The organism is Ruegeria sp. CI1 (assembly GCF_056536925.1).
This window is the reverse complement of the sequence record NZ_JBQFQP010000013.1, coordinates 1-21,381: the sequence shown is the minus strand read 5'-3', so window position 1 is coordinate 21,381 and position 21,381 is coordinate 1. Positions and strand designations below refer to the sequence as shown.

The window sequence follows — 21,381 nt, the reverse complement described above, 5'->3', positions numbered from 1 at the left end:
TAGCCTACTGATCAATGGGCTTCTAGCCTACTAGTCTTTCTTGAAAGCGTCCCTCAGTGCAGCGCCAAGTGCACCAGTGCTGCGGTTCTCTTCGGGGGCACTCCTGCGCTGATGGTTTGTTGCTGAGCTGCCTTTGTTCGATGCCGGACCGCGTGCCGACCGATCTCTCTCAGCAACTGCCCCGCCATCCTTCCGCATGGTTAGACCGATGCGCTTTCGAGAAACATCTACCTGAACCACACGCACCTTTACAACTTGGCCCGTTTTTACCACCTCGTGCGGGTCTTTGACAAACCGATCGGCCAACTGGCTGACGTGAACCAGCCCGTCTTGGTGAACGCCTATGTCAACAAACGCACCGAACGCCGCGACGTTCGTTACAGTACCTTCTAGAACCATACCAGGTTTGAGATCGGTGATTTCTTCAACACCGTCGGCGAAGGAGGCAGTAACAAAACTCGGGCGTGGGTCGCGACCGGGTTTTTCCAGTTCTGACAAGATGTCTCGCACTGTTGGCAAGCCAAAGGTGTCATCGACGAATTGCTCGGCGCGCAAAGTCGTGAATGCTCCGCCACTGCCCATAATCTGCCGAATGTCTCGGCCGCACGCCTTAACGATGCGGCGGGCAACAGCATAGGCTTCGGGATGCACGGCGGATGCGTCGAGCGGTTCGTCTCCATCGGGGATGCGAAGGAAACCGGCACATTGTTCGAATGCACGCGGGCCAAGGCGGGCGACTTTCAACAGTTCTTTGCGTGTTCTGAAAGCACCATTAAGGTCCCGATGTGCAACGATCGCCTCGGCCAGCCCAGGGCCCAAACCGGACACGTGTGAGAGCAATTGTGCAGACGCCATGTTCAGGTCGACGCCCACGGCGTTCACGACGTCTTCAATCACGGCTTCCAGTGATTGACCCAAACGATGCTGATCCACGTCGTGCTGGTATTGACCGACACCGATTGACTTTGGTTCAATTTTGACCAGTTCGGCCAATGGGTCTTGCAGTCGGCGAGCGATTGAAACGGCGCCGCGCAAGCTGACATCAAGATCCGGAAACTCTCGTGCCGCAAGTGCCGAAGCAGAATAGACGGAGGCACCGGCCTCGGACACCACAACTTTAGTTGGACCTTTTACCGAATTCGGCAGTAGTTTCAACGTGTCTGCGACCATTCGCTCTGTTTCGCGACTGGCAGTTCCATTGCCAATAGCGATGAGTTCGATCTTATGTTCGGTAATCAGCTTGAAGATTGTGGTTTGCGCCCCACGCAAATCGTTCTTGGGCTGGAACGGATAGAGCGTCTCTGTGGCGATAAGTTTACCGGTCGCATCGACGACTGCGGCCTTGACGCCGGTTCTGATCCCTGGATCAAGGCCGAGTGTCGGACGTGCGCCCGCCGGGGCTGCGAACAGTAGATCCTTGAGGTTGCGCGCAAAAACCTGAATGGCTTCTTCCTGTGCGCGAGTTCGCAGATCTGCCATGAGTTCGACCATCATCGACAACGAAAGTTTCACCCGCCAACTCCAACCGGAAACTTTGCGCAACCATTGGTCACCGGGGCCATCGTCCCGTGTTTCCAAATGAGCTGCCACCATCGCCTCGGCGCGTGCAGTGCCGCTTTCTGGCTCGGGCGCAATATCCAGAGTTACGATGCCTTCTTTCGATGCTCGCAGCATCGCTAGCGCCCGGTGAGACGGCACATTTGCCCATAACTCAGTATGATCGAAATAGTCGGAAAATTTCGCTCCTTCCTGTTCCTTGCCGTCGATCACTTTTGACGTCAGAAATGCTTCTTTCTGCATGAAGCTGCGCAATTTCCCCAGAAGATTTGCATTTTCGGTTAGTCGTTCGGCGACGATGTCCCGGGCACCATTCAATGCGTCCCTGGACGTTGGCACTGCTTCGGTTACATAGCCTTCCGCCAGCTTTTCCGGGTCGGCGCTGCGGTTAGACAAGATGGCATCGGCCAGAGGTTCGAGCCCGTTTTCTCTAGCAATCATGGCCTTGGTGCGGCGTTTAGGCTTGTAGGGCAGATATATATCTTCAAGCTGTGCCTTGGTGTCGGCTTGTGCGATGGATTTCTTCAGATCGTCCGTGAGTTTCCCCTGATCATTTATCGAGTTCAGGATCGTTTCACGTCGTGCTTCCAGTTCTCTTAGATACGACAGCCGGTCCGACAGAATCCGCAGTTGAGTATCGTCCAGCCCACCTGTCACCTCCTTGCGGTAACGGGCGACGAATGGCACGGTGGCTCCTTCGTCCAGCAACTTGACCGCTGCGCTCACCTGTTCAGGGCGGGCGCTGATTTCGGTGGCAATTGTGCGGGCGATCCGGTCCAAACCTGTCTCCTTGAATCAAATTAGAGGAACTTCTTAGCCAGTGCCTTGAAGGAGGGAAAGAGACGGTTGCACCGATCACGGGAAAAAGAAGCCGGCCTAGATCTCTGAAGCAGGAATCTCACCCAGGCGACTGAGTTTCACTTCAGCGATTTAAGATAAGCGGCGATTGCGGCGCGATCTTCGGGGGTGAGTTGCGAGGTGTTCTTTATAACTGCAACCATGTGCCCTCCGGCACTGTCAAAGTCCGGAGTAAACCCGGTTTCGAGGTAGTATGCGATGTCCGCAGCGCTCCACGTCAACTTATCCGGCGTCAGGGCAGGGATACGCCCTTCGCCGGTCGGATTGGGGGCGCCACCCAACCAAACGTTTTTTTTCAGGCCGCCCAACGCATCCCGAGGTGTATGGCATTCGCCGCAATGTCCCAGTGCTTCAACCAGCATGCGACCACGTTCAACTTCTGCTGTGGTGACCTCGGGCATAACCCAGTCGGCGGAAAATTTGAGCCGTTTCCATAGCCCCAACCCTCTGCGAACCGAAAATGGAAACGTGATTTCGTGCGGTAGGCTTGCGTCATCAGCTTCGGGGAGTGTCCGCATGTAGGCCCAGAGATCGGCAATCTGTTGATCCGTCATGCGTGTGTACGAGGTATAGGGGAACGCAGGATAGTAGTGCTGCCCGTCCGGTGAAACCCCATATCTCAGAGCGGTTGCGAAATCCGTCAGGGACCAATCACCAATTCCAGCGGATTGGTGCATGGAGATATTTGGTGCAATGAATGTACCAAAATCAGAAGGAAACCGTTGTCCTCCGGACAATGTCAACGAATCCTCCGAGCCTGGCGATTGATGACATGACGAACAGCCCGCCGCGAGGAACACTGTTTTCCCGGCCACTGCATCACCTTCTTTTTCGGAAAATGCCTCAGAAGAGAGGCGCTCAGGCGCCGTGAGCAAAAAGAAAACAATGGCGGCCAAAACGGCCGCCAAAGACAGCGCTAGGACACCCCGGCGCATATAGAGCTAGTTCTGAGGTACACGGAAATCGTCGTGGCAACCTTTACACGTGCCTCCGACGGCTCCGATCGCTGCACCAATCTCGGCTGCACCTTGTCCAGCTGCAGCTTGCATCTGCACTGCGGCAGGGGCAAACGCAGCCCACTTTTCCTGGAACCCTGCGGAATTGCTCCAGATCTCAGGCTTGGCTCTTGTGCCCTCATTGGCTCCGGCTTCCGAGCCCTCAGGCCAATTGGTCAACTGGTTGATATTTGAAATCGCGACAAGATTGTCTGCTGCTGCTTGCGCCAAACCAGCATCATATTCCAACTCGCCTTTGGCCATCGCACCGAGAATGCTGATGTTTAATGCCTGCATTCGCATCTGGCCTTGCCTCGCATTTATGGCCGACGAATAATCTTGGGCTTGTGCAATCCCGGTACTTAACAAAGTCGCTATCGTGATAGTTAAAAAGGTCTTTTTCATGTGTCGTCCGCCTCTCCGGTCGTTTGACCTGTTAAACAATAGAGCGTTTTTTGAAATTGCCATAGCAACTTCTGCGACCGGTCCGGTATCAGGGACCTCCAATAGGAGCGCGCATGCAAGTCGGGGTTCATGGCCTGTCGCACCGGTCCGGTCAATATGAGCCTGCGACAATCCAGTTCTCAGCCAAACCGACCAAGGTCTGAGAAGGTTGTTCTTCGGTCAGGACCAGAGTCGGAGATCGAGGCAGAAATGGTCCGAAGCAGACCAATTCGAGGATAACACGGGACAAAAGTCTGATTTCCTAGAATTCAATACATGCTCAAATTGCCAGAGAGACGGCTATACCCGTCGGTTTTCGCACTGGCAGAAGGAGAAAGACGGATGAAACAGGCGACGAAATTGGCTTTGACCACAGCCCTATCAGCAACACTGGCAGCAATTCCATTGACCATAACCACTAACGAGCGCGGGTTTGTAACCTTATCCGTGCCAGTAGCATGGGCGAAGGATGGTGAGAGCGGCGGAAACAGTGGCCCCGGTGGTGGAGGGGATAGTGACGGAGGAAGCAGTGGATCTGGCAGCGGCGGCGACGACAGTGACGGCGGGAATAGCGGGCCTGGCAGCGGCGGCGACGACAGTGACGGCGGGAATAGCGGGCCTGGCGGCGGCGGTGACGATAGTGACGGCGGGAATAGTGGATCTGGCGGCGGCGGCGACGACAGTGACGGCGGGAATAGCGGATCTGGCAGCGGCGACGATGATAACAGTGGGCCTGGAAACAGTGACGATGATGATCGCGACAGCCGAAGCTCGCGAGATGATGATGACGACGATGGACGTCGCGGAAGGAAGGGCCGAGGATTGGACGATGACCCGAATCATCATGGGCGCGAAGTGACTTTTGCGGATGGATCGAAGATCGAAATCGAAAATGGCCGGTTCGAACGGAAGAACGCGCTTGGTCGCACGGTCGAAGAACGCCCTGCGACGCCCCAGGATTTTGAGAATTTGGCGAATGCCCGCAGTACACAGGCGACGGCGCCCAGAGGAGCTGCCAGCCGAGCAAAAGGTGGCGGCACGGTAGCCAGTTTCGAGATCAGCGGACGGAATATTGAAGTCAACTATGTGGATGGGTGGAAAGAAGAAATCGAGAATGGGCAGTATGAGTTGAAAGACGCCAACAACAACACTGTGGTTGAACGGACAGCAACACGGCAGGACAGAAGCCGGTTGTTTGGTGCGTTCGAATAGCTTTCATAATTTGTGAAGTTGGTAAAAGTGCCTGGAAAACGGGTCGGTAACCGGTTTCTATATGGACAGACTAGAGGACCTGATCGCGTAGTTGGTCAGGTCCTTTGGCAAGTATCTGGTTGCACCAGTTTTGGCGCCCTTTCTCGAACTAGAACATGAAATCCAAAATACGTAGAGCAAGAACAAGAAGCATGGTTTTCGCTTCCTGCCTGCGAAACACCGCCGAAAGGTGCGCAGTTGCCGTGCCCAACGGATCGGACCGTCAATGAGATTGTCAGGTTCTAGTGCATCAAACCGAACCGCCCATTTCGGGCAGAGTTTTCAAACGTTTTCCACTCAGGACTGGCCGAGGTGGTGGGCCTTTCAACGCGTGTCGGAAGTCAAAAAGAAACAACATCCACCCTAGGCACCAGAAACACGCAGCCCAAAAGAGAAAGTTACTGGAAGATGGCAAGACCAGCACAGAGGCTCTTGTAATGGTGGCAAGCCAAATCAGGGCGACTGCGGCAATAAATACTCGGCTGGCCTTCAGATTGCCGTCTCCGATATGGGACGAAGCTCGGCCCGAAATGGCCATGATAAGTCCCGCCATCGCGCCCATCGTCAAAATGTGCAGCGCGGTGGTTTTGTCCAAAGGCCATTCGAATGCTTTAATAGAACCCATCACTGCCAAGCCAAGTGGAAGAAACAAAAAAGACCCATGCAAGGCGACTAGGAGCGGGTTCCCGAGGACTCTGTGGGTTTGCCACTTACGCATGGACACCAGGATCAAGAGTGAGGCAACCATAAGAGCAACGCCCTCAGCACGCTCTCGCTCGACTAGGAAGAATGCGAATGCGATTAGCAGGAAGGCAATGCTGGCGTATCTGTTTCGGGTGCCTTCGAACACGGTGACACATTCGCACGATCGCGACATCAGCCAGTTTCGGGTAAAGGCGGGTATTGCTGTACTGCCGATGTTCAGGATCATCAACGCAAACAACAAAATCATAACATGCAGTACCGACGAGCTGGTCGCGAAATTACCCCATGAGGCGCCAGCTAAAAGGGCGCCGTCCAATCCGGACATGGCAAGCACCGCGATGCAATAGAAAGATCTTCGGTAGGCCTTCGCGGTCACAATGCCTTGGATAAGTAGGCCTGCCAGTACAAGAAAATACCCCGAATTCACGATGACAACGAACAATGATGGCAGCCAATCTGCGGTTGCCATTGTGAATCGTGAAAATACCCAAAGACCAACCAGTAATTTCAGACGCCACCCGCAAATCGGATCGGCGCCGGTCCACGAGGGCAAGGCGGTGAGCAAATATCCACCTGTGGCGGCTCCTGCAAATCCAAAGATTAGTTCGTGAGCGTGCCAAAGCGAAGGAGATGGAAAGACCGGCGCGGGAATGCCAATCAAGAGGCCAAGCGGCCACCACATTACCGACAGGAGCGCTGCGAGTATGGCCGCGAGAAACAGCGGTCGGTAAGGGGCGGCTAAAACCTGGGCCAATAAAGTATCCGAACCGCCGTAGTGAGAATTCATACCGCGTTAATATCGGCACCGGACCAACTCAAACCGGTATCGCCTGTAAGGAAACCGTCGCTAAATCTGATACCAGGGTTTTGCGCCGAAATCTCCTCCGTAAGGCCCACGGCCGATGTCTCACCTTCCAGCAAACGACGATACCCCTTGCACAAATTGGTGAAACCCTTCGATTGCGGAGATAGGCGCAGCGCAGAGACCGCGCAGTCTGCCAATAGCCCAATCTGGTTGGCAGCACAGGCATATGTCTCGGACAGGGTCTGCACTCCGTTCATAGCCAGAAACGGTTGATCGTCCAATGTTCGAACCTGCAGGCCATCGGGGTCATCTTCGCAGGCATATTGGCAATTGTCTTTAATCCGCCCATGCAAGCGCGCATGATAGCATCGACCAGACATGGCCAAGGGTATGCGCCCATGCCCCCAGATTTCGATCGCAACACCGAGTTCCTGAGCCTTGTCCGTCAAGCGCCGCACCGAGTTCAGAGGCAGTTCAGGCGGCAGGCAGATGCGGGTTGCACCGCGCTTGGCGAGCCATGACAGCGTACCCTCGTTATAAACATTGATCAAAGGACCGACATGAAAGTCGACGCCTTTCGGCAGGTAAGCCAGCGCAGTCAGGTCATTGACCTCGACAGCCGCGCCCAATTCGGCTAGCTCGGCAGTCAATTTCCGTTCACGTTTTAATGTCACAAGCGCAAGGCTGGTGAGTACCACCTGTTTCCCCGCTTCTGCTAACGTGGTCATCGCTGCCGGGATCTGGTCTTGGTAGAATGGCAACCGTTTAGAGCACACGAGTTCACCCAGAACGACCCTGTCCACAGGTGCCGTTGCAAGATCAGAATAGAATTTGGTCCAGTCCTCTGTGGGCCAAAAGAACTGGTTTGGACCAACCGTGAGTTCCATGGCGTCACCTCCATGTTTTTTTATAGGCGCCAGTAGTCATGGCCTGGCCTTCTGACAGGCTTGCCAACATGCCGACAGGCAGCGGCCTGCCTTGTTCGAGCGCGTCGACGGCAGCGCGGAAGTTTCGAACGACTTGGGCCACGTATGAGCGAGAGCGTTGGCGACCCTCGATTTTTAGGGCCGTGACGCCCGCCTTTTTCAACTGGGGAATTAGTTGTTCGGCATTCAAGCTGACCGGGTCTTCGAAAAGATGGCCTTTTTTTTCGCCTGCGCTGAAGCACCCTTTGCACAATGTCGGGTAAGGGGCCGGTTCACCCCTGCCTGCCCGGTGGATGGTAAAACCACCAAGACGTGCATCCAAAACGCCGTTCTCTTCGATGTACTCAACATGGCTGGCTGGTGAACAAACCCCGTTCATGTTGGGCGATTTTCCGGTCGCGTAAGAAGACAAGGAGCACCGGCCTTCGGCCATCACGCAGAGCCCGCCAAAGACGAATACTTCGGTTTCGACGTCAATTTCTGAATTTATCGCGGCAATTTCGGGTACGGAAAGGACGCGCGGTAGAACAACCCGTCTCACTCCGAACTCACTGGCATAGAAGTTGATTATGTCGGCGTTGGCAGCGGCCGCCTGAACCGAGAGGTGACGGCGCAATTGAGGAAGATTAGCGGCCGCGTAGTCCAACAGGCCTGGATCGGCCAGGATCACGGCATCGGCACCTGCCGTTCCGGCGTCTGACACAGCGCGGTGCCAGGTGCTTTCCGCCCCTGCACGCGGATAAGTGTTGATTGCGACCAGAACTTTTGCTCCATGCGCATGTGCAAAGGACACGCCTTCACGCATTTCTTCTCGACTGAAATTCAGGCCGGGGAAATTCCGGGCGTTGGTTTCATCTGCAAAGCCGCAATAAACGGTGTGTGCTCCGGCCTTAACGGCTGCACGCAACGCGGCCGGTGTTCCTGCGGGGCATACGATTTCCATTACCACGATAAATTCTCCTCGGGTCGCGAGAGAAACAAACCCGTCCTACGTTCGGTCAGTGCAATCAGACGCAGAAGTGGAGTTGAAAATGGCCCTGAAAAACGCGCGCATTCCTGTGCTAGATCCAGTTCTTCTTCATCTATCGCATTGCGCAAAGCCAATGCGGCTGCCGTGTCGCCTTCGATCGTCAAGTCTCTGGAAAAAAACAGCGCGTCACCGTCGTATGCGCCATGGACAAGGCCTAGAAGTGCTGCAAGTGGCCCTGAAATTCGAGCGTCGCCATTGCACCTATTGTGCAAGACACGCACTCGCGGTTTGCCGCCATTTGGTTCCATTAGAATACAGATAGGCAGATCAGTGGGGTCCAGGACAAACCGCGACGAAACGTGTTCGCCCAAACGCCGGAACATGCCCGGGTGACGCTTTGCCAAGGCACGGGTATAGCTGGTCAGGGACAGCGATAGCGGGCCAAGGGGTATGACCCTTAGCGCCCGTCCCAATGCCGGTGGAAACCGTGGGATGATCGGGGAGGGCTGAGGCAATGAGTGGTCCTTTCCTGCCGTGTTTGCACCTGTCCTAGTTTGATTGTGCCTCGCGTAATTTGACTGATGTCAATTCAGCTTGTGAATTCCTCTGATAGCTCGCGATCATCCGCAAAGGAGTTCCGCCATACGCGACCTGCCCCCATTTCCTGACCTGCGATCCTTTCTCGGCTGGTGCGCTGAGGCCGGGCAGTTTCAAACGGTGTCAGAGCCGGTTCCTATCCGCCATCGGATGACGGCGGTGCATCGCGTTGTTTTAGAGCAAGGCGGCCCGGTGTTGCAGTTCAATCACCCGGAATGCTCCGACAGTAGTCTTGGAGGGATGCCTGTTGTAACCAATCTGTTTGGCACGACTGAACGGGTCGCTGCGGGGCTTGGCATGCTAGAGGATAACCTGCCCAAGCTGGGAGAATTTCTTGCGGCGTTGCGCTCTCCTTCGCCACCCTCCGGCGCACGTGACGCGCTCTCGCGTTGGCCGATGCTCAATGCTGCGCTGTCAACCAGACCGAAATTCCTATCGTCTGCACCCGTTCAGGGCATTGTTCGTGAGGGTGACGAAGTCGATTTGAACGTCATTCCTGTGCAGACTCATTGGCCGGGTGATGCTGGCCCGCTGATTACCTGGCCAGTTGTGTTGACTCGTCCATTCGGCACCAAACCTGAAGACATCTCACGTTACAACGCGGGAATCTACAGGGTTCAGGTATTGGAAGAGAACCGTCTGATCATGCGCTGGTTGCCCCACAGGGGTGGCGCGGCGCACCATCGGACATGGGTGCTTCAAGATGAACCAATGCCTGTTGCCATTGTCCTAGGGGCCTGCCCGGCACTTTTGCTTTCAGCGGCGCTGCCGTTACCAGAGACGGTCTCGGAACTGAGTTTTTCCGGTGTGCTTGGTGGAGTTCGACCTCGCTTTGCACCCGCAAAAACTGTTCCTCTGATGGTTCCGGCCGAGGCGGAAATCGTGTTGGAAGGTTGGATTTCGCCCGCGGAAACGGCGCCAGAAGGACCCTTCGGGGATCATACCGGATACTACAACGCTGCCGAACCATTCCCGGTAATGCGGGTGACGGGAATGACCAGCCGAAAAGAGCCTCTGTATTTGTCCACCTATACAGGGAGACCACCAGACGAACCTGCGATTATCGGAGAGGTTTTCAATACACTTGCCTTGCCAACGATCCGCGCGCAAATCCCGGAAATCCGTGACCTTTGGTTGCCACCTGCTGCCTGCTCCTATCGCATGGCGGTGGTGAGTATAGATAAGCGTTATCCCGGACAGGCACGTCGGGTTTTGATGTCGCTATGGGGAATGCTGCCACAATTCAGCTATACCAAGATAATTGTTGTCGTTGACTCGGACATCGATCCGTCAAACTGGGACGATATTGCCTGGGCATTGGCCACACGGATGGACCCCGCACGGGACGTGATGATCATTGATGGGACGCCCATGGACTATCTCGATTTTGCCTCGCCCAAAGCCGGTTTGGCCGGAAAAATGGGCATCGATGCGACGAAGAAAATCGATAGTGAAACCACCCGTGAGTGGGGAGAAGTTATGAGAACCGATCCGGAAGATGCGGCCTTTGCAGCCGATTTCGTGAGACGTGCTCTACCGGGGCTCATTCCATGATGCCCAGGCGCGTTGTTCTTGGGATTTCCGGGGCGTCAGGCGCCGCACTGGGTCTGTCGGTCGTCCGACAATTGGCAATACTTGGCGCCGAAACCGACCTGGTGATCAGTGCGGCTGCGGAACGCACGATTGAGCTAGAATGCGGGCAGGCGGCATTTGAAGAAGCCTGCAAGATTGCAACACGAGTCCATGACATAAACGATGTTGGTGCTAGCATCGCTTCGGGGTCGGTTCCGGTATCGGGCATGATCGTCGCACCATGTTCCATGCGAACACTGGCGGCGATAGCGAACGGATTGGACGACAATCTGCTGACCCGCGCGGCCGGAGTGCAGCTCAAAGAACGGCGGCGCTTGGTTTTGTTGGCACGCGAGGCGCCTCTGATTTTGACCCATCTACGTAACATGACCACAGCGGTGGAGCTGGGAGCAACGATATTCCCGCCCGTTCCCGCATTTTACCTGCAACCTGAATCGGTCGCCGCCATCATCGATCAAATTGCAGCACGCGCCATAGATCACCTTGGAATAACGGTTCCAATGGCGCGTCAGTGGGCCCCCGAAAAGACCACTCTTTCTGGCCTTTCCTAGTTTTTGCAGTTCCCATGTCAGGTGCGTTGTAAGCCATTGTGGTCTGACAAAATTGGACAAGTGGCTGGTTCATCAACGTCAGGCGTTGGTTTGGGATTCCGACAAACCCTCAATCTGCAGGTCGAATCCGGCTTGAATATGCGCGGTGAATGCCTCCAGTGCTTCGGTTGGGTTACCAGTTTCGATAGCTTCTACGAGATTCAGGTGGTCACCAAGGGACTTGGAAATATCGACGTTCTCGATTGCCGAAAACAGGTGAAATGCCATCGCTTTTCCCCAAATCATATCGAACATGTCGAGAAGGAATTTATTGTCAGCCTCCACCATGAAGGCCCGGTGAATGCGTCTGTTTGCAATGAAGTAATCCCGTGTGGTTGGGTCTTCGAGGTCTTCTTCGATGCGAATGAGGGCGCGCAGCCCGTCCAGGGTTTTGGCCGAAGCATTGACCGCAAGGATACGTGCGGCTTGCCCTTCGATGGCTGCACGGGCCTGATAAAGTTGCTTGACTTCATTGTGGTCCATTTGCGCGAGGCGAAACCCACCGCTAGCGACGACTTCCAGTACGCCTTCGGTCTCCAACCGCATTAACGCCTCGCGGACCGGAGTTCGGCTGATATTCAATTCTGCGGCCAGTTTCTCCTGCACCAGTCGGTCTTCTGTCGATATCTCGCGGCTCATGATTGCTTCTACGAGTTGGTCGTAAACTTCATCCGCCAGCCGTCTGCGCTGCGTTTTTATTTGTTTTAGTGCCACTCAGTGCCTCGCTTTCTTCATTGCTGAATCCTGTATTCAATAATGCAGGCGATGCCAAGCCGAATAGGGTTGATATTGCTCGTGTACTGTATACAGTATACAAAGCAAAACGAACAGGGAGTTCTTTTATGTGTGGAATCGCTGGCAGGATTCTTGCTGCTCCGGGCCAAGTCGGGGCCGATCTTGTCGCCTTGATGGATGCGCAGGAGCATCGTGGTGCCGACAGCACTGGCTTCGCTATTTACGGGGTGCCGCGAGACACCGGATACGTGCTGAGAGGTATGGGTTTTGACAAATCGCTGCAGGGATCTGACCTCGATGAATTCGAGGCAGTTTTGAAGGCAAATGGGTCCGGCTTCCTGTCCGAGCCAAAGATCGTGACGGACGCCAACAGACACTATTGCTTTCGTATGGAAATATCCGAACCGGTCAACTTGCAGGCTTGGGTTTCGGATGCGGACACACTGACCAACCGCATCGAAATTCAATCCTGCGGTCGCAGTCTGGAAATAGTTAAAGACATCGGAGGCGCCGAAGCTGTTGCGGATAAACACGGAGTTCGCGACATGATCGGTACGCACGGATTGGGGCATGCACGTCTTGCCACGGAAAGCTCTGTGCTGCCAAATGCATCGCATCCGTTTTGGGCGCGGCCATTTTCGGATGTGGCGATCGTCCACAATGGGCAGATCACGGACTATTTTTTGTGGCGCAACCGCCTGACCCGTGCCGGGTATCGCTTTCTGACTGAAAATGACAGCGAATTGATAGCCGTTTGGGTCAGTGATCAGATGAAAGCCGGTTTGACGATGGAGCAGGCACTGAAAAAGTCTATCAACTCGATCGATGGTGTTTTTACTTATATGATTGCCACACCATATGGGATCGGGTTTGCCAAGGATCGCTTTGCCATGAAGCCGCTCGTCGTTGTCAACCAAAACGGCGAGTTGGCGGCCGCCACCGAAGAACAAGCCGTGCGCCGCGTTGTTTCCGAAGAATGTGATGTCATCAATTATGACGGCCCTTCACTAACGGGCATCTGGGGTGTCGGAAACCGGAGTATGGCGGCATGAGCGAAACGGCAACGCTTACCGACGAAATCGTCATTGAAGTTGGGGACCGCCCAATCCGGGAAATCAACCGGGAGATAATGGCGGCTTGCAGCCTCGGTCAACCGATCCGTGTGACGAACACCCTTTCACGGCACAATCTTGGTATTGGCCTGCCTGACAATGTCGACATCGCATTCGAAGGTTCCGTCGGCTACTATTGTGGTGGCTTGAACACCGGTGCCAAGATTGCCATCGAAAGAAACTGCGGCTGGGCCGTGGGTGAAGGGATGGCCAAGGGTCACATCACCGTTGGTGGTTATGCAGGCATGTCCTGCGGTGCTGCCATGATTGGCGGCACGATTCACGTCAAGGGCAACGCAGGGCCACGTGTTGGCGTTGCCATGAAAGGCGGAAACATCGTGGTCGAGGGGAAGATCGGCTATCAATCCGGCTTCATGGCACATGCGGGTAAAATCATCGCGCTAGGCGGCGCGGGCGCGTCCTGCGCGGACGCCTTGTGGCAAGGAGAGGTTTGGGTCGCGGGTGAGGTCGAAAGCACTGGTGTGGACGTCAAAATCATCGACCCAACCGCAGAGGAAGTGGCAGAAGTAGACGCCATTCTGCGACCGCTAGGGCTGACTGACAGTTCTCGAAACTGGCGAAAAATGGTTTCAGGTCAGCGCCTTTGGTATTTTGAAAGCAGGGACGCAAGCGCATGGCTCATGATCTGAGTAAACCATATGAATATCCATTCGAAACGGCCTCGGAGAATGAAATCCGGTTTCGCGATGCCGGCTCAGTCGAAGGTAGGCCCGCAGGTGTTCCCTCCTCTTATGATGAAGGCGGGTCCACCCGGTGGACGCCAGAGGCGATTTCCGAGGTGCACGCTCTAGCACAACTCGGTCGCTATCAGGTGCGCGGTTACAACACTTTCAACAAGCGATTGCCGACATTCGACGATCTAACCTTCGTGCCTGCGACGATGACACGCCTGCCGTTGGAGGGATATCGCGAAAACTGTGATACCACGACGGTCTTGGGTGGTGGTCGCGGGCTTGTAGAACGCCCTGTCGAATTGAAAATTCCGATATACATAGCCTCGATGTCTTTTGGGGCCCTGTCTGCCTCGGCCAAGGCTTCTCTGGGGTTCGGGGCCTCGAAAGTCGGCACCATGACGTGTACGGGCGAAGGTGGAATGCTGGAAGAGGAACGCGAAGCGTCACGCATTCTACTCTACCAGATGTCTCCTGCTCGCTATGGAGTCGATCTGGATCACCTTCGGCGCGCGGATGCTTTGGAGCTGGTTGTGGGGCAGGGGGCCAAACCCGGAACCGGAGGACTATTGCTGGGCATGAAGGTCAGCCCGCGTGTCAGCAAAATGCGGACATTGCCGGAAGGTGTCGATCAACGTTCAACGATCCGTCATCCGGATTTTCTGGGGGCTGACGATCTGGCCGTTAAAATCGAAGAGTTACGGATCGCAACGAACTATCAGGTGCCGATCTTTATCAAGATGGGTGCGACACGTCCACGGTTCGACGTGGCAATTGCTGCCAAAGCCGGGGCGGATGTCGTTGTCGTTGACGGCGCCGAAGGAGGAACTGGTGCGTCTCCGGAATTGTTGCTGAACCACACCGGAATTCCGACGATGAGCGCGATCCGGGCTGCGCGAGAGGCGTTGGATGAATGCGGCATGACGGGCAAAGTTTCGTTGGTGGCTGCTGGTGGCATCAGATCCGGGGTCGATGCCGCGAAGTGTCTAGCATTGGGTGCCGATGCCGTAATGATCGGCAATGCGGCGATGGTGGCCCTAGGGTGTAATACTCCGCGCTATGTGGAGGATTACAAGGCATTGGGGACGTCTCCTGGGGCATGTCATCATTGCCATACAGGTCGTTGTCCAGTCGGAATCGCAACACAGGACCCTGAGCTGGAAGTGCGGATGAATCCCAAGGCGGGAGCAGAAAGGATTGCACGATACCTGACGGCCATGACCATGGAAATCACTGCTCTGGCAAAGGCTTGCGGCAAGTCATCTGTCCACAACTTGGAAACCGAAGATCTGCGCGCTTTGAGCTTCGAAGCCTCTGCCTTTACTGGTGTCAAAATGGCGGGGATAGACAGGGCGTTCGATTGGTGAAAATTGCCATCCTCGAACTGACAGGGCATCCCCTTCCGTTACTGAAGGGGACACCACGGACCGCGAGCCAAATCAAGGGGTGGTTGGCACCGCATTTGAGAAGCGCAGAGTTTTCGGTTGCAAACGTCGTCGATGGCGAGGCGTTGCCTGAGATAGGCACGTTTGACGGGGTTATAGTGGGCGGGTCCGAATTTGGAGTTTATGACGCCCCGCCGTGGATACAGCCGCTCAAAGATTTTTTGCTGAACACAAAAAATGCGGGCAAGCCCATCTTCGGAATCTGCTTTGGTCACCAAATCATGGCAGATACATTTGGCGGCAGGGCCGCGAAAGCGTCCGTTGGCAACGTGATTGGCGCGCGAGAATTCGATTTTGGATCCTCAGTGATTCCGAGTTACGTCTGGCATCAAGACCAAGTGACCCGGGTTCCGGCGAGCGCAAAAGTCACTGCGACGGCGGCGCATTGTCCTGTCGGCGCACTGACTTATGATTTTCCCGCAGCATCGGTTCAGTTCCACCCCGAGTATACCAAAACACATTTGCGCGAGATAGTTGAGCGAGGTCGGGGCGTTTTTTTGTCTAAAACCGAGGCGGAACTGGCATTGGCTTCAATCCAAAATGCTGTGGTGCCACGCGATCTGGCTGTAAAGGAAGCTGTCTCGCTGTTCCGCAGTGCGTAATGGATATCCATGGTGTGCGGAGTTGATCTTGATCAAATTCCAAAACCTTGAAGATTGTATACTGAATACGGTATTGGCGGAGACAATTGAATGGCTAGGTTTGATGATTTCTTTCAGGCGATCTCTCGCGTTGCAAATCTGGGGCGTTCAGAAAAGCTGAGCGATCGTGAACTGGCTGATCTTGGTTTGAGCCGGGCCGATTTTCAAGCTCTGCGTTCCGGATCGCCCGGAGCGCGGGAGCGAATTGTTGCAATGGCCAGTCAGTTTGGTTTGAGCGAAGAAGCGCTCGATTCTCGTCCGGAACTTAGTCTCGAGCTCGCTGAAAAATGCGGGTACTGCGATCAGGCCAAGACTTGCAGAGACGCGATCCGCAAGGGTGAACACTTGCCCGAAGACAGATGCCCAAACGCCAACATCTATCGCGCTCTGTCGGGCAGTTAACGACCGCTGGGACTTTCCTTGGGGCTCAGCTTTCGCCGCCCCGATAGTTTGAAGCGTTCGGCTGTGCCGAAGTCTCTCAGACCGACGCCTGCTACAAATTCTGCAAATACGGGTGCATGTTTAAACAAATGTCCCGAGCAACCTCCGGCAAGAAAAACGTTTTCGTGTTCGGGATGCCAGTCAGCAATGAAATGAGTGTCCGGTGTCAAAATTATCTGATTGAACTTTGAGTCGACAACCCGTTGACCTTCGAGGCCCGGAAAGCGATGCCGTATATAACTGCGGGTTCGTCCTAGCGTCGCTTGGCGAATTAGCCGTTCGTCATTGTCCAGATCAATCTTGTCGGGGATCACCACTGCTGCCTTGACACCTGACCCCTCCGAAGAGGGCAATCCAAAAGAACCCTGCCCGTGGTCGATCCAACACGGCATTCTGCCCATGTCGAAGTCTTCTGACCCATCAGGGGTCGAGGTGTATAAAACATTGACACCTACAACGGTCGTGATCGGTTTCACCGTTTTGGGAAACATGTCGGCCATCCAGGCCCCGGTCGCGATGATGATCAGATCGGCTTCCAATGGCTGCCCATCAAGCATTGGGCGCTCGACATCGTCCGTTGTAACCCGCCCCCTGGTGACTTCGCCGCCTGCACTGCGAAACAGACCCAATGCGGTGATCACACAGCGGTGTGCCATCAGCATTCCCGCCTCAGGTTCGAACAAAGCATATTCGATGTCCGGCACCCGGAATTGTGGAAATCGAGATTCGATATCGGAACGTTCGAACTTGTAATACGGAACTCCGATACGATCGAATGTATCAGCCGTCGCATCTTCCCAATCGCAATGTCCCCGCGTTGCAAGAATCAGTGCGCCACATTCGTACATCAGGTTTAGACCGGTTTCGGCTTGCAGTTCGAGCCAGCGCATCCGACTTTCGCGGGCCCACCGAGTATAGAACTCGTCCCGGCCTGAAATAGCACGGACTACTCGGTTGTAATCCGTTGAAGATGCACGAGAATGTCCAGGTTCCCACCTGTCGATCAGCGTTACTTGCTCTCCTCGTCGCTGCAATGTCAGGGCCGTCATGACCCCAACAATGCCGCCGCCGACTACAATTACAGAGCTTCCGGGCATGGCGCAGATTTTCCTTGTTTCTCGGTCGTATTCGTGAATACTGTATACAGAATACAACTTAAGAAAAGCCAAAAAGCGACAGGGAGAGCGCATCAATGAGTTCGGATTTCGAGCTGCCCGAGGGGACGCACACCGTCATTCTCGGTGTCGGAGACCTAAACGGAATTATGCGCGGAAAGCGTATTCCGGCGAGCCATTGGGATCAGATTTGCAAAGGCGGCAACGCCCTTTCAATTGCGCTCTTTGCTATCGATATGACATGCGATGTCTGGGACACTCCGTATGTCAATTTCGATAATGGCTATCCTGATATGCATGTCTTTCCGATGAGCAAGCCCGTCCCGGTTCCTTGGGAGCCGGGTGTCGCGGTCTGTTTTGGTCGGGCCGAAGGCATGGATCACAAGCCGGTTCCGATCGACCCCCGTCAGGCCTTGGTGCGGCAGGTGGAACGTGCGCGGGACATGGGGTTCGAAGTCAACGTCGGGACAGAGCTTGAGTTCTATTTGCTGGACCCCGACACCGGGCAACCACGTGACAACGGCATCCAAGTTTATGGGCTGGGACGGGCGGCCCGGATGGAGCATATCGTTGGTCCGATCCGTCAACAAATAAATGAATGCGGCATCCCGATCGAACAGTCCAATCCCGAATACGCAGCAGGGCAAATCGAGGTGAACATTCGGTATGGCGAGGCACTTCAGGCCGCTGACCGGGTAGTTTTGTTCAAATCGCTGATCCGGCAGCTGGGTATTGCGCATGGGTATCTGGCGACTTTCATGCCAAAACCGTTCTTTGAACAGTCGGGCAATGGATTCCACACACACTACTCCCTGTGGAAGGATGGCAAGAACGCTTTTGCCGAAAACGGGAAAATCAACGACACGGCTAAAGCATTTATTGCAGGACTACAAAAGCGCATGTGTGAAAGCGCAATTTGCGGAAGTGGGACGGTGAATGGATATCGTCGTCGCGCGCCTTATACCTTCTGCCCAATTAACGCGAGTTGGGGATACGACAACCGAACAGTCGGTATCCGCGTCATCGAAGGCTCCGATACTTCTGTTCGCGTTGAAAAGCGTGACGCGGGTGCCGATGCCAACCCCTATCTTTTGCTGGCTGCAGAAATCGCAGCAGGTCTGGACGGTATGGAACAGGGCCTTGAACCCAGTAAGCCCACGATGGGCAACGCGTATGAGGAGGCCATCGGGGACGCGATTCCGACTGATCTACCCACTGCCATCAATCTGGCGCGCAGTTCGGATTGGCTTAAGGATGTGATGGGCGAGTTGCAGTGGGAACTTGTCCTTCAGCAGGCCGAGCGTGAGTTGGGTTTCTTTGCCGAGCAGGTGACGCAAGTCGAATTGGACCGGTACCTGAGGACGCTCTGATGCTGATAGGCAAAGTTACAGGCACTGTCACTGCAACTGCCAAGGACGCGCGCTTGGTCGGCAAAAAGCTGTTGATCACCGATATCGTCGACAGTCGCGGCAAGGTCCTTCGACCGGCTTGTGTCGCCGTAGATACGAGTGGTGCGGGGATCGGAGACACTGTGCTCGTGGTCGGTGGATCGGCAGCACGGATGGCTGCGGATTTGTCCACAGTGCCGGTGGATCTGACCATTGTGGCGGTTGTGGATCACATCTCGGCCAACTGACTTCAACACTTATCAACGTTTTACTCTGGAGGAACAAAAATGGCGAAACCAGTTGCGGGGCAGATGGCCCTGGGCATGATCGAGACCCGCGGCCTCGTCGGCGCGATTGAGGCTGCAGACGCAATGGTCAAGGCCGCAAGCGTTACGATCGTCGGACAAACCAAAGCGGGTGGCGGTCTCGTGACCACCCTTGTTCGCGGCGAAGTTGGTGCCGTGAAGGCCGCCACAGACGCGGGCGCGACCGCAGCCAATAAAGTGGGCGAAGTCGTTTCAGTGCATGTCATCGCACGTCCTCACGACGAGCTTGAAGCCATCATTGATGGGCTGGGTGCAGGCACAACTGCCTGAATCTTCGTGGCAGTCGAGTAAGGAGCAACCATGTCCGCTGGATTCGCAGAATTCACCCGTGCCGTAGCAAGCGGCGCAACAAGGGAAGCCGCACCAACCCAGAAATATGGCAAGATTGCCGTTCTGGGCGGAGGGCCGGATGCCCGACTTCTGGCTGCTCTGTGTCTGGCAGAAAGGGCAGACGTTACGTTGTTTTCCGCCTACGGCAGTGAACTGGACCTGCTGGAGAAATCTTCGGGCATCGGTCTTCGTGGTGTTGGACCGGTGGGGTCATATCATGTGAACCGGGATAGCCCGTCTGTCCGCACTACCGCCGAACTGGACGCCGCGGTTAGCGGGGCCGAAGTGATCTTTCTCACAGGGCCAGTCCACAAGCAGCGTACCTATGCAATGGTACTGGCCGATCATCTGAGTGACGGCCAGGTTCTGGTGCTTGCCCCTGGCCGGTCACTGGGCGCTGTCGAAGCGGCGTGGATGCTGCGCATTGGCGGCTGTAAGGCGGATGTTACTTTGATCGAGATACAGGGGCTGCCGTATTGGTTCGCTGCCGAGGGTTCGGTGTTGAATTTGACTCACGCCGCTCCAATGGCCGGAGCGACTTTACCGCGCGGTCGAACCCATGTGCTTGACGGGTTAAGCCAGTTTCTTCCCAACCTGAGCCCCGTTGACTCGGTCTTGGTTTCCAGTTTCGGAGATCTTTCCGCCGCAGTGGAAATCCCTGCCTTGGTGCTCGGAGGCGCCGCACTGGAAAAGGGAGGTCCAAGTGTTCCGATGGGTGGTGAACTGCTGGCGACAAACATCACATTCTCCGCACTGATCGGAGAAGACCAACGCGCTGTGATTGTAGGACTCGCCGAAGAACGGCGCAGGGTTGCGGCGGCCTTTGGCGTCAGGGATTTACCCGACATCGATGACTGGATCGAACGCTTCGCAGGTGCGGACAGGGGCGAGTTTTCGCGTCCTGTCCCCCACCGGCAGGTCGCAGTTGGTTTGATGCGCGATGGCGTACTTGGGTCTCTGGTGCCACTCGGTTCGGCGGCAACGCTGGCAGGTATTCCCGCGCCGCTGACCCGCAGCTTGATAGCGATCACGGATCAAATGCTGGGGGCGGATGTGGCCGCCGCGGGCCGCAAGCTGGACAGCATTGGTATTTCCGCAGGCGACGTCGATCAGGCGCGTCGTATTTTTGACGCCATTGCCACTGGAGCAACGTGATGGATGCGGATCTGAAATCGATCGCCGCCGCGCGGCGTGCTGCTGAAACGGCCTTTTCCGCATATCGTGCCTTCTTAGGGACCGATCCTACTCAGGTTGATGCCATTGTTGATGCCATGGCCCGCGCAATCGAACCCGAGGCCGAGCGGCTTGGGCAAATCGCCGTCGAGGAGACCGGTTACGGCAATGTCCCGGACAAACGGCTAAAGAACCTGTTCAACGCCCTATCAGTCGCGGATTATCTGCGAGACGTAACAACCCTTGGCCTGTTATGGCGCGACGACGCGACCAAAATCGCAGCTTTTGGCGAACCAATGGGGGTGGTCGCCGCACTCATCCCCGTGACAAACCCGACCTCGACCATCATCTACAAGGTGCTTTCGGCGGTCAAAGCGGGAAACGCCATCGTTTGCGCCCCGCATCCACGTGGTGTGCGTAGCGGTATCGAAACAGTAAAGGTCATGTCCAGCTTAGCGGAACAGATGGGGGCGCCCAAAGGGTTGATCCAATGTCTTGATGCCGTGACGATACAAGGCACCGCCGAGCTGATGAAGCATCGACGCACCTCCGTTGTGATGGCGACCGGTGGGCCAGCGATGGTGTCCGTCGTCGGGGATTTTGGGACAGATGGCTGCCTGAGCTAAGAGAGGATCTGGCGCATCTGTTTGGTTTGATTATGCGGCGGATTTTCGGTGAAGCAAGCGCCGGGT

Annotated in this window: 23 protein-coding genes; 14 read left to right on the top strand and 9 right to left on the bottom strand. The window is 55.5% G+C overall.

From position 1 onward, the window contains the following. Positions 1-30 precede the first annotated feature (30 nt). The 3 genes from ACR0LZ_RS15640 to ACR0LZ_RS15630 form a co-directional block, all read right to left on the bottom strand. Positions 31-2,337, bottom strand: coding sequence for a Tex family protein (locus ACR0LZ_RS15640; RefSeq protein WP_480750769.1), 2,307 nt, complete (start codon positions 2,335-2,337; stop codon positions 31-33). 137 nt (positions 2,338-2,474) lie between these two features. Beyond that, complete coding sequence (locus tag ACR0LZ_RS15635) at positions 2,475-3,350, bottom strand: c-type cytochrome (protein WP_480750768.1); 876 nt, start codon at positions 3,348-3,350, stop codon at positions 2,475-2,477. Between the two features lie 6 nt (positions 3,351-3,356). Next, positions 3,357-3,815, bottom strand: coding sequence for a c-type cytochrome (locus ACR0LZ_RS15630; protein WP_480750767.1), 459 nt, complete (start codon positions 3,813-3,815; stop codon positions 3,357-3,359). A gap of 553 nt (positions 3,816-4,368) precedes the next feature. Between ACR0LZ_RS15630 and ACR0LZ_RS15625 the strand changes: the two genes are divergently transcribed. After that, positions 4,369-4,713 (top strand): hypothetical protein, encoded by a 345-nt coding sequence (locus tag ACR0LZ_RS15625; RefSeq protein ID WP_480750766.1) that lies wholly within the window; start codon positions 4,369-4,371, stop codon positions 4,711-4,713. Beyond that, positions 4,710-5,066 carry a hypothetical protein gene (locus tag ACR0LZ_RS15620; RefSeq protein ID WP_480750765.1) on the top strand — a complete coding sequence of 119 codons (357 nt, stop codon included), beginning with the start codon at positions 4,710-4,712 and terminating at the stop codon, positions 5,064-5,066. The genes ACR0LZ_RS15625 and ACR0LZ_RS15620 overlap by 4 nt, the downstream gene beginning before the upstream one ends. Before the next feature lie 289 nt (positions 5,067-5,355). Here ACR0LZ_RS15620 and ACR0LZ_RS15615 read toward each other — a convergent pair whose 3' ends face one another. The 4 genes from ACR0LZ_RS15615 to ubiT are packed head-to-tail and all read right to left on the bottom strand — an operon-like array spanning position 5,356 to position 8,984. Next, the gene (locus tag ACR0LZ_RS15615) at positions 5,356-6,597 is read right to left on the bottom strand and encodes an NnrS family protein (protein ID WP_480750764.1); all 1,242 of its coding nucleotides are present in this window, start codon (positions 6,595-6,597) and stop codon (positions 5,356-5,358) included. After that, positions 6,594-7,502, bottom strand: coding sequence for a ubiquinone anaerobic biosynthesis protein UbiV (ubiV, locus tag ACR0LZ_RS15610; protein ID WP_480750763.1), 909 nt, complete (start codon positions 7,500-7,502; stop codon positions 6,594-6,596). The genes ACR0LZ_RS15615 and ubiV overlap by 4 nt, the downstream gene beginning before the upstream one ends. A gap of 4 nt (positions 7,503-7,506) precedes the next feature. After that, positions 7,507-8,484 (bottom strand): ubiquinone anaerobic biosynthesis protein UbiU, encoded by a 978-nt coding sequence (gene ubiU / locus ACR0LZ_RS15605; protein WP_480750859.1) that lies wholly within the window; start codon positions 8,482-8,484, stop codon positions 7,507-7,509. After that, on the bottom strand, positions 8,484-8,984 hold the full coding sequence (gene ubiT, locus ACR0LZ_RS15600) for a ubiquinone anaerobic biosynthesis accessory factor UbiT (protein WP_480750858.1): 501 nt from the start codon (positions 8,982-8,984) through the stop codon (positions 8,484-8,486). The genes ubiU and ubiT overlap by 1 nt, the downstream gene beginning before the upstream one ends. A gap of 169 nt (positions 8,985-9,153) precedes the next feature. On the opposite strand from ubiT, the gene ACR0LZ_RS15595 reads away from it, so the two are divergent. Together ACR0LZ_RS15595 and ACR0LZ_RS15590 are read left to right on the top strand one after the other, a co-directional pair. Further along, positions 9,154-10,662, top strand: coding sequence for a UbiD family decarboxylase (locus ACR0LZ_RS15595; RefSeq protein WP_480750857.1), 1,509 nt, complete (start codon positions 9,154-9,156; stop codon positions 10,660-10,662). Then, entirely contained in the window at positions 10,659-11,252 is a 594-nt protein-coding gene (locus ACR0LZ_RS15590; protein ID WP_480750762.1) for a UbiX family flavin prenyltransferase, read from the top strand. The genes ACR0LZ_RS15595 and ACR0LZ_RS15590 overlap by 4 nt, the downstream gene beginning before the upstream one ends. Before the next feature lie 78 nt (positions 11,253-11,330). On the opposite strand, the gene ACR0LZ_RS15585 is transcribed toward ACR0LZ_RS15590, so the two are convergent. Further along, positions 11,331-11,930 carry a GntR family transcriptional regulator gene (locus ACR0LZ_RS15585; RefSeq protein ID WP_480750761.1) on the bottom strand — a complete coding sequence of 200 codons (600 nt, stop codon included), beginning with the start codon at positions 11,928-11,930 and terminating at the stop codon, positions 11,331-11,333. A 2-nt stretch (positions 11,931-11,932) separates the two neighbouring features. Here ACR0LZ_RS15585 and ACR0LZ_RS15580 point away from each other — a divergent pair, with 2 nt between their 5' ends. The 5 genes from ACR0LZ_RS15580 to ACR0LZ_RS15560 all read left to right on the top strand — a co-directional run bounded on the left by ACR0LZ_RS15580 (position 11,933) and on the right by ACR0LZ_RS15560 (position 16,318). Continuing rightward, positions 11,933-13,078 carry a class II glutamine amidotransferase domain-containing protein gene (locus ACR0LZ_RS15580; protein ID WP_480750760.1) on the top strand — a complete coding sequence of 382 codons (1,146 nt, stop codon included), beginning with the start codon at positions 11,933-11,935 and terminating at the stop codon, positions 13,076-13,078. Continuing rightward, the gene (locus ACR0LZ_RS15575) at positions 13,075-13,788 is read left to right on the top strand and encodes a GltB/FmdC/FwdC-like GXGXG domain-containing protein (protein ID WP_480750759.1); all 714 of its coding nucleotides are present in this window, start codon (positions 13,075-13,077) and stop codon (positions 13,786-13,788) included. The genes ACR0LZ_RS15580 and ACR0LZ_RS15575 overlap by 4 nt, the downstream gene beginning before the upstream one ends. Beyond that, a complete protein-coding gene (locus ACR0LZ_RS15570; protein WP_480750758.1) occupies positions 13,773-15,197 on the top strand; it encodes an FMN-binding glutamate synthase family protein in 1,425 nt (474 codons plus the stop codon). Before ACR0LZ_RS15575 ends, ACR0LZ_RS15570 begins: the two co-directional genes overlap by 16 nt. Beyond that, positions 15,194-15,877 carry a type 1 glutamine amidotransferase gene (locus ACR0LZ_RS15565; RefSeq protein ID WP_480750757.1) on the top strand — a complete coding sequence of 228 codons (684 nt, stop codon included), beginning with the start codon at positions 15,194-15,196 and terminating at the stop codon, positions 15,875-15,877. Before ACR0LZ_RS15570 ends, ACR0LZ_RS15565 begins: the two co-directional genes overlap by 4 nt. A 90-nt stretch (positions 15,878-15,967) precedes the next feature. Next, positions 15,968-16,318: a YjiS-like domain-containing protein gene (locus tag ACR0LZ_RS15560; protein WP_480750756.1), complete on the top strand. Its 351-nt coding sequence runs from the start codon at positions 15,968-15,970 to the stop codon at positions 16,316-16,318. Here ACR0LZ_RS15560 and ACR0LZ_RS15555 read toward each other — a convergent pair. After that, entirely contained in the window at positions 16,315-17,454 is a 1,140-nt protein-coding gene (locus tag ACR0LZ_RS15555; protein ID WP_480750755.1) for an FAD-dependent oxidoreductase, read from the bottom strand. The genes ACR0LZ_RS15560 and ACR0LZ_RS15555 overlap by 4 nt on opposite strands. Before the next feature lie 95 nt (positions 17,455-17,549). On the opposite strand from ACR0LZ_RS15555, the gene ACR0LZ_RS15550 reads away from it, so the two are divergent. Genes ACR0LZ_RS15550 through ACR0LZ_RS15530 form a run of 5 tightly spaced genes read left to right on the top strand, consistent with a single transcriptional unit; the run spans position 17,550 to position 21,315 of the window. Beyond that, positions 17,550-18,842: a glutamine synthetase family protein gene (locus ACR0LZ_RS15550; RefSeq protein WP_480750754.1), complete on the top strand. Its 1,293-nt coding sequence runs from the start codon at positions 17,550-17,552 to the stop codon at positions 18,840-18,842. After that, complete coding sequence (locus ACR0LZ_RS15545; protein ID WP_480750753.1) at positions 18,842-19,108, top strand: EutN/CcmL family microcompartment protein; 267 nt, start codon at positions 18,842-18,844, stop codon at positions 19,106-19,108. Before ACR0LZ_RS15550 ends, ACR0LZ_RS15545 begins: the two co-directional genes overlap by 1 nt. Before the next feature lie 39 nt (positions 19,109-19,147). Continuing rightward, complete coding sequence (locus tag ACR0LZ_RS15540; protein ID WP_480750752.1) at positions 19,148-19,456, top strand: BMC domain-containing protein; 309 nt, start codon at positions 19,148-19,150, stop codon at positions 19,454-19,456. Positions 19,457-19,486: 30 nt separating this feature from the next. Continuing rightward, complete coding sequence (locus ACR0LZ_RS15535; protein WP_480750751.1) at positions 19,487-20,671, top strand: hypothetical protein; 1,185 nt, start codon at positions 19,487-19,489, stop codon at positions 20,669-20,671. Then, on the top strand, positions 20,671-21,315 hold the full coding sequence (locus ACR0LZ_RS15530; protein WP_480750750.1) for an aldehyde dehydrogenase family protein: 645 nt from the start codon (positions 20,671-20,673) through the stop codon (positions 21,313-21,315). Before ACR0LZ_RS15535 ends, ACR0LZ_RS15530 begins: the two co-directional genes overlap by 1 nt. The last annotated feature ends 66 nt before the right edge of the window (positions 21,316-21,381 follow it).